The following is a 13,974-nucleotide window of genomic DNA, read 5'->3' on the forward strand; positions in this document are numbered from 1 at the left end:
GCACACCCTCTCCCCTCACAGAAAGCTCGAGTATTTCGATGAAGAAGTCACTCCTCAGCGCGGCCGTCCTCACGGCGGCCTCCGCCCTGCTCCTCGCCGGCTGCAGCGACCCCGGGGCCGGCGGCGGCACCGCGGGCGGCGACGCCGCCCCCGCCTCCTGGCCCGCCCAGGACGCCGACCTGTCCGGCACCGACCTCACCATCTGGGCCGCGCAGAACTCCAACACCGTCCCGGAGTCGGTCATCGAGGGCTTCGAGGAGCTCACCGGCGCCAGCGTCGACGTCGAGACCATCCCGGACCCCTACGAGCAGGGCGTGCAGACCAAGGTCGCCACCGGCGACAAGCCCGACCTCGCCTTCTGGCAGCCCACCGCCTCGCAGCTCACCGCGCTGAACGCCTCGACGAACCTGCAGAGCCTCGACGGAGCGCCCTGGCTCGAGGACGTCGACCCCTCGCTGAAGGACATCACCGGCCTGCTCGACGACACCCGCTACGCCGCGCTGGTGACCACGCCCGCGGTCGAGGGCGTCTACTACAACAAGAAGGTCTTCGAGGCGAACGGCATCACCGAGACGCCGACCGACTGGGACTCGTTCGTCGAGCTCGGCCGGCAGCTGAAGGACAAGGGCGTCACCCCGTTCTTCGAGATGGGCGCCGACCGCTGGGCCACCCAGTGGTGGGTGCAGGTGCAGCTCGCCGACGCCGCGAAGGACGGCCTCTGGGACCGCGTCAACTCGGGCGAGGAGAAGTTCACCGACCCGACCATCCAGGGCACGATCGACACCTACAAGGGTCTGATCGACGAGGGCCTGTTCAACGAGGACATCAAGACCGCGACCTTCGAGGACCAGGGCGCGGCCCTCCTCGCCGGCGACGCCGCGATGGTCGTCCAGGTCAACTCGTTCTTCGGCCAGCTGCAGTCGCTGTCCGACACCGCGACGCTCAACGACACGATCGGCTTCTTCCCGATCTCGCCCTCGGGCAACGTCGGCACCTTCATCCCGGACCAGTCGAACGCGCTCGTCGCCTTCGCCACCGGAGACGAGAAGAAGGAGGCGGCCTCGCGCCAGCTCCTCTCCTACTGGCTCGGCGACGGCTACTCGGACTTCGTCACCGCGCAGGACACCATCTCGCTCCAGCCCTCGGTCACCACGCCCGACACCGTGCCCACCGCCCTCGTCTCGGTCAGCGACTCCGTCGGCGACTCGGTCGGCTCGATGCAGGCGCAGGCCATCGCGAACCCCGACCTGTACATCTACCTCGCCGACATGATCCAGGGCACCAAGACCCCGGAGCAGGTCGCGCAGGCGACGCAGGACCAGTTCGCGCAGCTCGCGAAGGCGCAGGGCGCCACCGGCTTCTAGCCGCTCGACACCGGGGCCCGGCCACGACGGCGGGCCCCGGACCCTCCCGCGCACGACCCCCTCTCTCGAAAGGCAGTGCCCCGCGTGTCCACCACCCGAGCCGCCGCGCCACCCCGGGTCCTCGCCCGCGCCGTGAAGACCGGCGGCATGCCGAGCGGACGCCGCTCCGACCACCCGCTGGTCTTCCTCGTGCCGGCCCTGCTGGTCCTTGTCGTCTTCTTCTTCGTGCCGACGGTGTTCAACTTCGTCTACGCCTTCACCGACTGGTCCAGCTTCAAGGCCGCCATCGGCTTCGTCGGCGTCGCGAACTTCGTCGACCTCTTCCAGAGCGGCACGCTGATCCAGGCGCTGCGGGTGACGCTGGTCTACGCGGTGCTCGTCGCGGTCTTCCAGAACGTCTTCGGCCTGATCCTCGCGCTGCTGCTGGAGAAGGACACCCGGGTCAACCGCTTCGCCCGGGTGATGTTCTTCATCCCGGTGATCATGTCCGCCCTCGCGGTCGGCTACGTCTTCCAGGCGCTGCTCAAGCCGGACGGCGCGCTGAACGGCATCCTCTCCTTCGTCTCCGGGCAGCCGGTCTCGATCGCCTGGCTCGGCGACACCACCTGGACGATCGTCGTCGTCGCGCTGATCCACTCCTGGAAGTGGATGGGCCTCTCGATGCTGATCTACCTGGCTGGACTCAAGACGATCTCCGGCGACGTGCTCGAGGCCGCGCGCCTGGACGGCTCCTCCTGGTGGCAGACCTTCCGCGACATCCGCTTCCCGCTGATCGCGCCGGCGCTGACCTTCAACGTCGCCACCGCGCTGCTCGGCTCGATGAACGGCTTCGACATCGTCCAGGCCACCACCGAGGGCGGCCCCGGCGGCACGACCGAGCTGCTCAACATCTTCATCTTCCGCACCTTCGGCCAGGGCCTGTTCGCCCAGGCGACCACGATGAGCCTGATCCTCTTCGTCACCGTCGCCGTCCTCGCCTTCCCCGTCATCCGCACCTTGCGCCGTCGAGAGGACGTCCTGTGAGCACCGTCATCGAGCGACCGGTCACGTCCACTCCCGCCGCCCCGGAGTCGCGGGTCCGCCGCTCCCGCCGCCCGCTGCTGCAGCCGATCGCCGCCCTCGCCGCCGTCGCCCTGCTGCTCGGCGTGCCGTTCTGGCTGATCATCAGCACCGCGGGCAAGACCCAGGCCGAGGCGCTGAACCCGAACCTCGCCGCGCCCTCGCAGTGGCAGCTGCTCGAGAACTTCGCGACCGTCTTCACCGACGGCCGCATGGTCCCCGCGTTCCTCGGCAGCGTCCTCGTGATGGTGCCCGCGGTGCTCGGCGTGCTCGTGCTCGGCTCGATGGCCGCCTGGATCCTCGGCCGCCGCACCGGCCGCGGCATGGCCGTCGTCTACGCCCTCGCCATCAGCGGCATCGTCCTGCCGCCCGCCGTGGTCACCGTGGTGCTGCTGCTGCGCCAGCTCGGGCTCGCCGGCACCGCCGTCGGCATGGTCGGCGTGTACATGGGGATGTACCTCTCGACCGTGATCTTCTTCGTCACCGGCTTCGTCCGCACCATCCCCGCGGAGCTGGAGGAGGCGGCCCGCGTCGACGGCGCGCGGCCGATCCGGGTGTTCTTCACGATCATCCTGCCGCTGCTGATGCCGGTGCTCGCGACCGCGACGATCCTGATCTGCCTCTACATCTGGAACGACGTCTTCTACGCGCTCTTCGTGGTCGGCGGCCGGCTCGACACCCTGCCGCTGAACCTCTACCAGGTGGCCAGCGCCGGGCTCTACCTGCAGAACTGGCATCTGATCTTCTCCTATATCATCCTGATGAGCCTGCCCCTGCTCCTGGTGTTCGTCTTCGCTCAGCGCAAGATCATCTCCGGCATCACGAGCGGCGCGGTGAAGTGACCACCGCCGGAGCCCGCGGCACCGAGCCGGTCGCCCTCGCTCCGTCGTGGCTCGCCGGGCACTTGCAGGACGGTCGAGGACGGAAGCGGGACGGCGTGACGCGCGACAGGTCGACGAGGGCCCCGGTCATCGCCGACGTCGCCCGCCTCGCCGGCGTCTCGGTGCCGACCGTGTCGCGGGTGCTGACCGGTGCCGCGCGGGTCGCCCCCGACAAGCGCGAGCGGGTGCTCGCCGCCATCGCGGAGCTCAACTACCGGCCCAGCGCCGTCGCCCGGAACCTCGTCACCCGGCGCTCGCGCACCATCGCCGTCGTCGCCGGCAACACCTCGCAGTACGGCTACGCCGAGGCGATCCGCGGCATCGAGGAGGAGGCGCGCGCCGGCGGCTGGACCGTCACCATCACCGTCGTCGAGTCGGCGGACCCGGAGCACGTCGAGCGGGCGCTCTCCTCGGTGCTCGACCAGAGCCCCGACGGGATCGTCGTCCTCAAGTTCGATCCGCCCGGCGTGGCCGTGCTCGCGGCGATCCCGGAGACCGTGCCGGTCGTCGCGCTCTCGGGGGTCCGCGGGCGGCGGCCGCAGGCGGTGCTCGACGAGCTCCGCGCGGCCCAGGCGCTGACCGAGCACCTGCTCGAGCTGGGGCACGCGACGGTGCACCACATCCGCATCCCGCCGTCGCGGCGCGAGGACGGCCGCACGACCGGCTGGCGCCGTGCGCTGAAGGCCGCGGGAGTGGCCACCGCCCCGACTCCGCTCGAGGCGACCTGGGAGCCCGAGTCCGGGCGGCTGCTCGCCGCGCGACTGGTCGAGGACCCGACCGTCACCGCCGTCTTCTGCGGCAACGACGAGATCGCGATGGGAGTGATCAAGGGCATCACCGAGGCCGGGCTGCGCGTCCCCGAGGACATCAGCGTCGTCGGCTTCGACGACCACCCGCTCGCCCGGATGTGGACGCCGGCCCTGACGACGGTCCGCCAGGACTTCGCCGGCCTCGGCCGCCGCGGCTTCGGCCTGCTCCTGCCCGCGATGGAGGGCCGCACGGGCGCCGCCTTCTCCTCCGAGCTCCCGGAGCTCGTCCTCCGCGAGAGCACCGCGGCCCCGCACCCGCGCGCCTGACCGCAGCGGGCGTGGAGAGAGGCACGCCTCCCGGAGGGGCGGGTCTCGATACGCCGCCTGCGGCGGCTACTCGACCAGCATGCTCTGCACGCCGTCTCCCCTTGCCTGCCGATCGAGCAGCCCGACCTGCGGCCCCCACATGCTGATCGAGCAGCCCGCCCTGCGGGCCCCCACATGCTGATCGAGTAGCCCGCTCCGCGGGCGTATCGAGATCCACCGGCGCCCGGACACACCGCGATTTGCTCCTGCCGCAGCGTCATGTGGTCTGCTCGAAGCACGTCCCGACCCGACCCGGAAGGCCAGCCATGCTCTCGTTCCCGACCCCGCCCCGTGAGGTCCTGATCGGCGACGCCGCGGCGTTCGTCGGCATCACGCCCCGGACGATCCGGCACTACCACCAGATCGGCCTGCTTCCCGAGCGGGAGCGGGGCGGCGACAGGCGCCGACGGTACGGGCACGCGGAGATCGTCCGGCTGCTCTGGATCCGCCGGACGGCCGACGCCGGGATCGCCCTCGACGACATCCGCGACGCCTTCGCCGGCTCCGCGACGGAGCCCGCGGACGACGAGGAGGAGGTCGCCGCCGTCCTCGCCCGGCTGGAGGAGACCCTCGCCGCGCAGGAGGCCGAGCTGCAGCGGCAGCGGGCGTCGGTGCAGCGCATGCGCACGCTCGGCAGCCGGCTGGGCCTGCTCGACGACCTCGTGTCCGGCCGCCTGGAGGGCGCACCCGAGGGCTCGCTGCGCCAGGACGACCTGGACGTCCTGCTGGTCACCGAGCGGGTGTTCGGCCCGCTCGGCGCCGCCATCCAGGCAGGCCGCTTCGCCGCTCTCGCCGCGCACCCCGACCTGCGCGCCGCGTCCGACCGCGTCGACGCCGCCGAGGAGGCCCTGGACGATACCGTCGCTGTCGGCGATCCCCGGGTCGCGCAGGTGGCGGCCGAGCGGCACGCCTTCGAGACGGAGCTGCTGCGCGTCTGCGCGGATTCCGGCCAGCTGGAGGAGGACGACGCCCTCGCCGAGGCCTGGGACGAGCGGCACCCGCCCGAGGACGCCGAGACGCCCGCCCCCGCGGCCGATGCGCGTGCCCGGAGCGCGGCGGACGTCATCCGGAGCCTGCCCTACGACTTCTCCCCCGCCCGCGTGCGCTGCATGGAGCTGGCGGTGCAGCTCGGCGTGGAGGAGCCGCCGGCGTCCTGACCGCTCGGGTCAGCCCGCGCGGATGCGATCGGCGAGCTCCTGCGCGTCCTCGTCGCCCGGGAGGATCTGCATCGAGTCGCCCTCGATCGCCTGCATCACCGCCACGGCCGAGACGACCACGTCGCCGGCGCGCAGCAGAACCCGCGCGTCCGGGCCGGCGCCGGCCGCCTCCGCCGTCGCGTCCCGGAAGAGCTCGGCGCCGTCCTCGTCGAAGCGCACGTCGACGGTCCGGGCGTCGCCGGTGCCGGACACCTCGACCGAGGCGACACCCGCCCGGGTGAACGCCGCCGGGTCGACGAGCACGTCCTGACCGCCGACCGCGACGCACTGCGGATCCGCGCCGGCCTCGCACACCGCGGACACGGCGAGGTCGAGCCCGCCGCCGACCGCCTCCGGCGCGGGCGGCGTGCAGCCGGCGAGCGCGAGCAGGAGGACCCCGGCGGCTCCTGCGGTGACGTGCGGACGGTTCACGATGCCCCCCGGGTCTCGGAGCGCGCCACGATACCGAACGCTCGCGGGCACCGCACCCGCCGGCCCCATCGACCCCCTGCCGATCGAGCTGCCCCTTCATGCTGATCGAGTAGCCCGCGCAGCGGGACCTCTGCATGCTGATCGAGTAGCCCGCATCGCGGGCGTATCGAGATCCACCGTCCCCAGCACGCCGGGTCTCGATACGCCGCCGCCGGCGGCTACTCGACCAGCATGAGGCGGGCGCGCGAGTGGACCCGGACCGGGCTCCGGCCTGGGCGCAGCGCCCGACGCGCGTCCACTCGCGCGAGCCGGCCCCGCCGAGTGGACGCGCGCAGGGTCCTGTTCGGGACTCGACGCCCGTCGCGGGTCCACTCGAGGATTCGTGCTGGTCGAGGAGGCCGCGGACCGGGCGCATCGGGTTCAGGAAGGTGGGTCTCGATACGCCGTCTGCGGCGGTTACTCGACCAGCATGTGCGCGTGGTGCGGTCGGTGATCTGACGTCATCGCGTCGAGGCCAGCAGGGGCTCGGTGATCCGCTGCCGCTCCTCCGCCTCCATCGGCACGAGCGCCACCTTCATCCCCAGTGCCGCCGCGACCTCGGCGAGGGTGCCGAGCGTGGGATTCGCGGACGAGGACGAGAAGAGCCGGCGGACGACCGACGGGTCGGCGCCGATCGCTCGCGCGAGCGCGGCCTTGGACAGGTGCGCGGTCTCCCGGAGATCGTCGAGCTGGTTCACGACCGCGTCGAGCGTGGCCACCCGGATCGACTCCGCCGCGGAGGCACGCGCGAACTCGGGGTCGTTCAGATCGGTCTGCAGGTCTCGCCAGAACTGGTTCACCATCGGCCGAGCGTAACATAAACGCCACGTTCGCTGATGCTCGGTGCGATGCGAGGACGCCGGGCACTCCTCCGGCGGTCGGGCGCTTGCCGACCGTCGGCCGGGTCTGGTCGACTGGCGTCATGCCTGCCGACACGCTCCCCGCCAGCCGCATCGAGGCCGTCGTCTTCGACGTCGTCGGGACGCTCGTGGACGAGGACTCGGTGTGGGCGAGCGCCGCAGAGCGCCTCTCCGCCTCGGCAGGGCTCGGCGATCCGGCGGCCCTGCACCGGCGCTGGGCGGGGCTGCTCGACGAGCGGATGGGCGAAGTCGTCGCCGGACGCGCTCCGTGGCGGCGCTATCGGCAGCTCGTCGTCGACGCGGCGCGCGACGCGATCCTGAGCTCCGGCGGGACGGTGACGCCCGACGCGCTGGTGGAGGCGGCAGCGCTGGAGGACTCCTACCCGGCCTGGCCGGACGTCGCGGCGGCGACCGCGGCGCTCCGCCGGGACAGGATCGTGGCCGGCGTCAGCAACGCCGATCTCGACGCTCTCGCCCGGCTCGCGAACCGCAACGGCATCAGCTGGGACCTCGCGCTGTCGACCGGGGCCGTGCAGACCTTCAAGCCGGCGCCCGCGGCCTACGAGTACGCGATCGATGCGCTCGGCGTCCGGCCCGACCGGACGCTGTTCGTCGCCGCGCATCCGTGGGACCTCCGCGCCGCGCGCGAGCACGGCTTCCGCACGGCGTACGTCGCGCGGCCCGGCGCCGAGCGCCCGGCGGAGGGGGACGGCTTCGATCTCGAGCTCGACGACCTCTCGACGCTGGCCGCGCGGTTGGGCTGAAGGGGGGGTCTCGATACGCCGCCTGCGGCGGCTACTCGACCAGCATGAACAGCAGGGCAGCCCGCGCAGCGGGTCCTCCGCATGCTGATCGAGTAGGCCGCGCAGTGGGCGTATCGAGATCCGGCGTCGTCCGGTGGGTGGGTCTCGATACGCCGCCGGGGGCGGCTACTCGACCAGCATGTTCCGGGCGCGGGACCTCCCGCACGGCGAGTCCGGAGCATGCTGATCGGGTAGGCCGCAGAGCGGGTCCGATTCATGTTGATCGAGTAGGCCGCGGAGCGGGCGTATCGAGATCCACCGGCGCCAGATGATGAGTCTGCAGACCCACCCTTCTGGTGACGCCGGGTCTCGATACGCCGCCGCAGGCGGCTACTCGACCAGCATGACGGGGCCTACTCGAAGAGGGAGAGGGTGAGGGTGGAGCTGTAGTCGCCGGCGTCGACGGTGGTCGGCGTCTTGAGCGTCAGGGCCGCGTTGGCGGTCCAGGAGCCCTCCTCGGCGACTCCGGCGGAGTCGTTGGTGATGGCGAGGAGCTCCTGGTCGACGAGGCCGACGCCGTCCGGGCCGCCGTCGATGGCGGTGTCGACGACGTCGCCCTCGGCGACGAGGCCGGAATCGCCGCCGTCGATCAGATTCGGCGCCCAGCCGAGGTTCTCCGCGCCGATGGTGTCGCCGGTCGACGAGGTGAAGTCACTGGCGGTTCCGAGCACGTACCAGCCGGCACCGGCCGGGATGTCGGCCGGATCGCGAGTGTCGGTCACCGTCACGGTCGGCAGGGTGCCGGTGAACTGGCGGACCACACCCGTCGAGCCGTTCTCGGTCAGCGCGGTCGAGTCGCTCGCGACCGTCATCGAGAGCGAGCCGGGCGTGGTCAGCGGCGCGATCTGCACGTTCACGTCGACGTCGTCGGCGCCCTGCTGCTCGTCGGCGAAGGCGGTGCCGGCGACGCCGAGCAGGAGCAGGCCACCGGCGAGACCGGCGGCGCCGCGGGTGAGAAGGGGTCGGATCCGTGTGGAGCGGGTGGTCATAGCGGGGGTTCTCCGTTCTCCGGCCGGCCTCGTCGCCGACTCGTCATCGCGCATCCCGCCCCTCCCATTCAATCATTATCGATCATGGAGGATGAGCGTTCCGCGCTGCCGAGCAGACTATCCCGTGGTCGCTCCAGGAGGAAAGACCCTGCTCGCGAGCCGCTTCGAGCCGTTGCGTCCGCGAAACCGCTCGGATACGGTGACCACAGCGATCGCTCTCCGCATGTTCTGAAATGATCGGAGTTGGCGGATCGCTCATCCCATTCGACTCGACGACGAGGCGCACTCATGCTCAACCGCTCTCCCCGGCACGCTCGAGGCTCGCAGCCCGAGCCCCCCTCGCCCAGCAGGCCGCACCGCAGGAAGGAGGGGAGGGGACGGACCCTCGTCGCGGCGACCGCGCTCGGCGCCCTGCTCGCCGCGGGGCTCGCCCAGGTGCCGGCCGCCCAGGCCGCGCCGTCGGACGTGCAGGCCGTCACCGTCACCGCGGCCGACGTCGCGGCGGCGGCGGAGAGCGTGAACGCGCTGACCTTCAAGGGCTTCGGCATCCTCTCCGCGAACTCGACCAGCGCGCTGCTGCTCGACTACAAGTCGCAGCACCCCGAGAAGTACTGGGAGCTGATCGAGACGCTCTTCGGCGGCGAGCACCCGATCATGACCACCATCAAGATCGAGATGGGCAACGACCGCAACACCTCGACCGGGCCGAACGTCGCGACGATGCGCTCGCGCGACGAGTACCCGAACGTGCAGCGCGAGCCCGGCTTCCAGCTGGCGGCGGACGCGCAGAAGGTCGCCGAGGGCGACGTGCACGTCAGCATCCTGCGCTGGAGCCGCCCCACCTGGGTGACCAGCGACGAGGACCAGTACATCTGGTTCAAGAACACCGTCCTGGCGGCGGAGCGCGAGTACGGGATCATGGTCGACTCGATCAACCCGGACACCAACGAGACCACGAGCCCGAACGCCGCGCTCTACAAGAAGTTCTCCACCTGGCTCCGCACCGACACCAAGGGCTACGAGGGCGCGAGCGCGCAGGACCCGAGCAACGGCTTCGCCTCGGCGGACGAGGGCGAGCGCTACCGCGCGATCCGCACGGTCGCGGCGGACACGGTCGGCACTCCCCCGACCTCCTTCGGCGACCAGCTGAACTCGACCACCGACCCGTCGCTCCGCGACGCCGTCGACGTCGTCGGCTTCCACTACGCCACCTCGGACGACGCGAACGGGAACCTCAAGAAGTTCGCGCAGACCTACGACAAGGAGATCTGGAACTCCGAGGGCCAGGCGACCTTCTCCAACTCCGCCGACCGCCCGAACAACACCAATCCCGACGGCCAGGGCGGCACCGGGACGGAGTTCGGCGGCACCAACAGCGCGCTCGAGATGAGCAACTGGGTCACCTCCGGCTTCGCGAAGTCGCTCCGGACCCTGAACATCTTCCAGCCGGCGATCGGCTCGTTCTACGACGGCTTCCAGTACTCCTCGAAGGAGCTGGTCAGCGCTCGCGACCCCTGGTCGGGCTGGCTCTACTACGACGGCGGCCTGGCCGCGGTCGAGCAGTACACGCAGTTCGCGCAGCTCGGCTGGGAGAACGAGGACAACACCGCCGGCGTCTGGCGCGGCATCCCGCAGGCCTCCGGCAGCGCGCTCGGCGGAGGCAACCCGCCCAGCGGAGCCTCGACGGGGGCGGTGTCGTACACGACGCTCGCCGCGCCCGACGGCTCGGACTTCTCCACGGTGATCGTCAACGACAGCCCGTTCGAGAAGACCTACGCGATCTCCGCGGAGGACCTCGACCTGGGCGACGACCGCACGATGGAGGTCTGGGAGACCCGCGCGGCCGACGCCGGTGAGGCCTACGACGCGAACTACGTCGTGCCCGTGTCGGAGCTGTCCGCCGTGGACGGCGTCTACACGGTGACGGTGAAGCCCTGGTCGACGGCGACCGCGACGACGCTCGACCACGCGGCGAGCGCCGGCGGTGTCCTCACCCCGCGCGAGGGCTACGGCTCGACCCTGCCGACAGCGCCCGAGTACACCGACGCCGACGGCGGCCGCGACGTGCTCGATACCGACGCGAGCGGTGACAAGAACGGCGTCACCACCGACTCCGTCCTCTACGCGGACGACTTCGACTACGCCGAGGCCGCGGACATCCGCTCCTACGACCCGGCGACCGGCGCGCTGAGCGACTCCGGCGAGTCGTTCCTCGACAGCCGCGGCGCGAAGCCGAAGCCCGCCGGCACCCCCGGCGTCCAGCCGGAGGACGACGGCGCGATCCCGCGCTACACGAACGACACCAACGGCGCCTTCGAGTCCGTGGCCACCGGCGACGCCGCGCGCGACCGCGTGCTGCGCCAGCAGGTCGGCCCGGGCATGAACGGCTCGGCCTGGAACGGCGGCGACCCGAAGACGACGATCGGCGACTACCGCTGGGCGAACTACCGCGCCTCGGTCGACGTGCTCTTCGAGAACGGCGGCACCCCGTACGCGACTCTCGGCGCCCGCGAGCAGGGCGGGACGCCCAACGGCCAGAACGTCTCCGCGGCCGAGCTGCGGGTCGACGCGACCGGCGCCTGGAGCCTGCTGCGCTACGGCACCTCCGTCGCGTCCGGCACCGCCTCCGCCACCCCCGGCACGGCGTTCCGCACCGGCACCGGAGTGTGGAACCGGATCGCCGTGCAGGTGGCGGGCGACCGCTACACCGCCTCCCTCAACGGCGTGCAGGTCGCCGCGTACACCGACCCGGCGCCGCAGGCCGCGGGGCGCGTGCAGCTCGGCTCGGCCTTCACCTTCACGCAGTTCGACGACCTCGTCGTCGAGCAGGTGCCCGGCTTCACTCCCTACTACTCCACCGTCGTCGACGGCATGCACCAGACCAGCTGGAGCGACAGCAGCACTCCGGTGCTGGAGTTCGACGAGCAGTGGACGCACGTCAACGGCCAGGGCATGTTCGAATGGCAGCGCACGGCGTCGAAGAGCACCGGGAAGGGCGCGGCGCTGACCTACTCCTTCACCGGGACCGGACTCGACGTCCTCGGCAGCAACACCGGGGCGGCGACGCTGAACGTCACCGTGGACGGCGTCCGGGTGGCGACGAACGCGCCGACCTGGGCCGCGGGCAGCGAGCGCACGGCGTTCCAGCTCCGCGGTCTCGCGGACGGCGCGCACACGGTGGTGCTGGAGACGGCGAACGACGGCGTCCTGAACGTGGATGCGGTCGGCGTGGTCGTCGCGAACGCGGACTCGTCGGCGGTCGACACGGCCGCCCTCGCGGCGGCGCTGGCGACGGCCGAGTCCTTCGTCGAGGCGGAGTGGAGCGCCTCCTCCTGGGCCCCGTTCGCGAGCGTCGTGGGTTCCGCCCGATCCGCGCTGGCCGACCCGGCCGGCTACGGCCTCGACGCGGAGGGCGCCGCCGCTCTGGTGGCGCGCCTCAGCCGGACCGCCGCGGAGCTCGTGCCCGAGGGCGTGAGCACCGATGTCCGCGACCTCGGCCTGATCGCCGGGACCGCCTCCGCCGGACTGCCGAGGACCCTGACCCTCGAGGGCGCCGAGCGCGCCGTGACCTGGGACGCGGGAGCCGCGCAGGCCCTCGCGGGGACGGCCGAGCTCGGCACGGTGCGGCTGACCGGCCGGACCAGCGAGAAGGTCGCCTCGACCGGCGTCTTCCAGCGCTTCTCGGTGCCGCTGCTCGTCACTCCGGCCGACCTGCGCTACTTCGTGGACTCGGGGTCGAGTGGCTCGGCAGCCGGATCCGCCTTCGCAGCCGTGAAGGCGAGCCAGCCGGGCGTCCTCAACGACGCCGCCGACCGGAAGTGGGACGGCGTCTCCGCGGGGAGCACGTGGGGGTACTCGACCACGTCGACCGGCGCGGTCGCGCCCGGCAACCCCGCGGACTGGAGCTCCTCGTACGTGCCGGCCGACTTCGGCAAGCCCGTCGTGACGCACCTCACCCTGCCCGCCGGCACCTACGACGTCGTCGCCGTGCAGGCGCCGCGAGCCGGCCTGACCACCAACGTCGTCTCGACCGTGACCGCGCCCGGCACGACGAAGCGCGCCACCGCGGTCTCGACCGGGGCGGCGACGCCGATCCGCCAGCAGGTGACCCTCGCGGCGCCGGGCGTCGTGGACGTGTCCTTCGGAACCGACGGGACGAGCGGCTACAACGCACGGCTCGCCCTCGTCTACGTCAAGAGCGTGACCCGCGACCTCGGCTACCAGGGCGCGCTCACCGCGAGCGCCGCGCTGCCGACCACCGTGACGGTCGACGGTGCCTCGACCGGCGTCACCTGGGACGCGGACTCCGCGTCGCAGACCCGCACCGACTACGCGCCGGTGACCCTGCGCGGGACGCTCGCGAACGGCGCGAAGGTGACCGCGCGCTACGAGGTCGTGCCCGAGGGGCTCGTCTACTACATCGACTCCGGCACCGCGGCGACCTCCTCGCCGCAGTACGGCGCGGTGCAGGCGGCCGTCCCGTCGCTGCTCAACGCCGTGTCGGACCGGGCCTCGACCGCCGCCGACCAGTGGGGCTTCGCGCCCGAGGGCATGAAGGTGAAGACCGGGACGGACGTGAACGACAAGTTCTCGACCGGCCTCTACCAGGACACGACGCAGCTGATCTACCGACTGCCGCTGGCCGCCGGGACGTACACGCTGACGGGCGGGTTCACCGAGTGGTGGAACCTCAGCCGGACGATGAACCACACCGTCTCGGCCGGGGGCGTGGAGCTGGCCAAGGGCAACATCCCGCTGTCGGGCACGAGCACGCCGCTGACCGGGGCGCTGACCTTCACCCTCGCGGCGCCGACCACGGTGGAGTACCGGGTGACGAACGAGGGCGCGGGCGGCGAGAAGCCGGTGATCTCGTGGCTCGGAGTGGCGACGGTCGCCCCCGCCGCCCCGGCGCTGCCGGACCTGGACGTGACGGTGCAGAGCCGGTGCGTCGCGGGCAAGGTGCAGCTGGGCGTCACCGCGGTCAACACGGCCGACGTGCCGGTGGGGATCACGATGACGACGGCCTACGGCGAGAAGGCGTTCACCGCCGTCGCTCCGGGGAAGAGCGTGTTCCACTCCTTCACCACCCGGGCGAAGACGGTGCCGGCCGACGCGGTCGACCTGACCGTGACGGGCACCGTCGACGGCGAGGACGTGACGCGCGAGCAGAGCGAGGAGTACCCGGCCGCGAGCTGCTGAGGACCGGTGCGGGAGCCGGCGTCGCCTTCGTGAGGAG

10 protein-coding genes are annotated in these 13,974 nt (G+C 72.0%); 7 read left to right on the top strand and 3 right to left on the bottom strand.

What is annotated here, in order from left to right; all coding sequences use genetic code 11:
- Positions 1-38 precede the first annotated feature (38 nt).
- The 5 genes from EDF35_RS06265 (at position 39) to EDF35_RS06285 (ending at position 5,576) form a co-directional block, all read left to right on the top strand.
- A complete protein-coding gene (locus EDF35_RS06265; protein WP_127887978.1) occupies positions 39-1,364 on the top strand; it encodes an ABC transporter substrate-binding protein in 1,326 nt (441 codons plus the stop codon).
- Positions 1,365-1,448: 84 nt separating this feature from the next.
- Positions 1,449-2,387, top strand: coding sequence for a sugar ABC transporter permease (locus EDF35_RS06270; protein ID WP_243839860.1), 939 nt, complete (start codon positions 1,449-1,451; stop codon positions 2,385-2,387).
- Positions 2,384-3,265 (top strand): carbohydrate ABC transporter permease, encoded by an 882-nt coding sequence (locus EDF35_RS06275; RefSeq protein WP_243839861.1) that lies wholly within the window; start codon positions 2,384-2,386, stop codon positions 3,263-3,265. Before EDF35_RS06270 ends, EDF35_RS06275 begins: the two co-directional genes overlap by 4 nt.
- Before the next feature lie 95 nt (positions 3,266-3,360).
- A complete protein-coding gene (locus EDF35_RS06280) occupies positions 3,361-4,380 on the top strand; it encodes a LacI family DNA-binding transcriptional regulator (RefSeq protein ID WP_133961170.1) in 1,020 nt (339 codons plus the stop codon).
- A gap of 305 nt (positions 4,381-4,685) precedes the next feature.
- Positions 4,686-5,576, top strand: a complete 891-nt coding sequence (locus tag EDF35_RS06285) for a MerR family transcriptional regulator (protein ID WP_133961172.1) — start codon at positions 4,686-4,688, stop codon at positions 5,574-5,576.
- Between the two features lie 9 nt (positions 5,577-5,585).
- On the opposite strand, the gene EDF35_RS06290 is transcribed toward EDF35_RS06285, so the two are convergent.
- Together EDF35_RS06290 and EDF35_RS06295 are read right to left on the bottom strand one after the other, a co-directional pair.
- Positions 5,586-6,047: a hypothetical protein gene (locus tag EDF35_RS06290; RefSeq protein WP_133961174.1), complete on the bottom strand. Its 462-nt coding sequence runs from the start codon at positions 6,045-6,047 to the stop codon at positions 5,586-5,588.
- Positions 6,048-6,547: 500 nt separating this feature from the next.
- Positions 6,548-6,889, bottom strand: coding sequence for a helix-turn-helix transcriptional regulator (locus EDF35_RS06295; RefSeq protein WP_133961176.1), 342 nt, complete (start codon positions 6,887-6,889; stop codon positions 6,548-6,550).
- Positions 6,890-7,008: 119 nt separating this feature from the next.
- On the opposite strand from EDF35_RS06295, the gene EDF35_RS06300 reads away from it, so the two are divergent.
- Complete coding sequence (locus tag EDF35_RS06300) at positions 7,009-7,710, top strand: haloacid dehalogenase type II (protein ID WP_133961178.1); 702 nt, start codon at positions 7,009-7,011, stop codon at positions 7,708-7,710.
- 392 nt (positions 7,711-8,102) lie between these two features.
- Here EDF35_RS06300 and EDF35_RS20700 read toward each other — a convergent pair whose 3' ends face one another.
- On the bottom strand, positions 8,103-8,738 hold the full coding sequence (locus tag EDF35_RS20700) for a hypothetical protein (protein WP_166674026.1): 636 nt from the start codon (positions 8,736-8,738) through the stop codon (positions 8,103-8,105).
- A gap of 288 nt (positions 8,739-9,026) precedes the next feature.
- Between EDF35_RS20700 and EDF35_RS06310 the strand changes: the two genes are divergently transcribed.
- A complete protein-coding gene (locus EDF35_RS06310; protein ID WP_133961180.1) occupies positions 9,027-13,937 on the top strand; it encodes a hypothetical protein in 4,911 nt (1,636 codons plus the stop codon).
- The last annotated feature ends 37 nt before the right edge of the window (positions 13,938-13,974 follow it).

It is taken from the genome of Rathayibacter sp. PhB151 (assembly GCF_004366415.1).
Taxonomy (GTDB): domain Bacteria; phylum Actinomycetota; class Actinomycetes; order Actinomycetales; family Microbacteriaceae; genus Rathayibacter; species Rathayibacter festucae.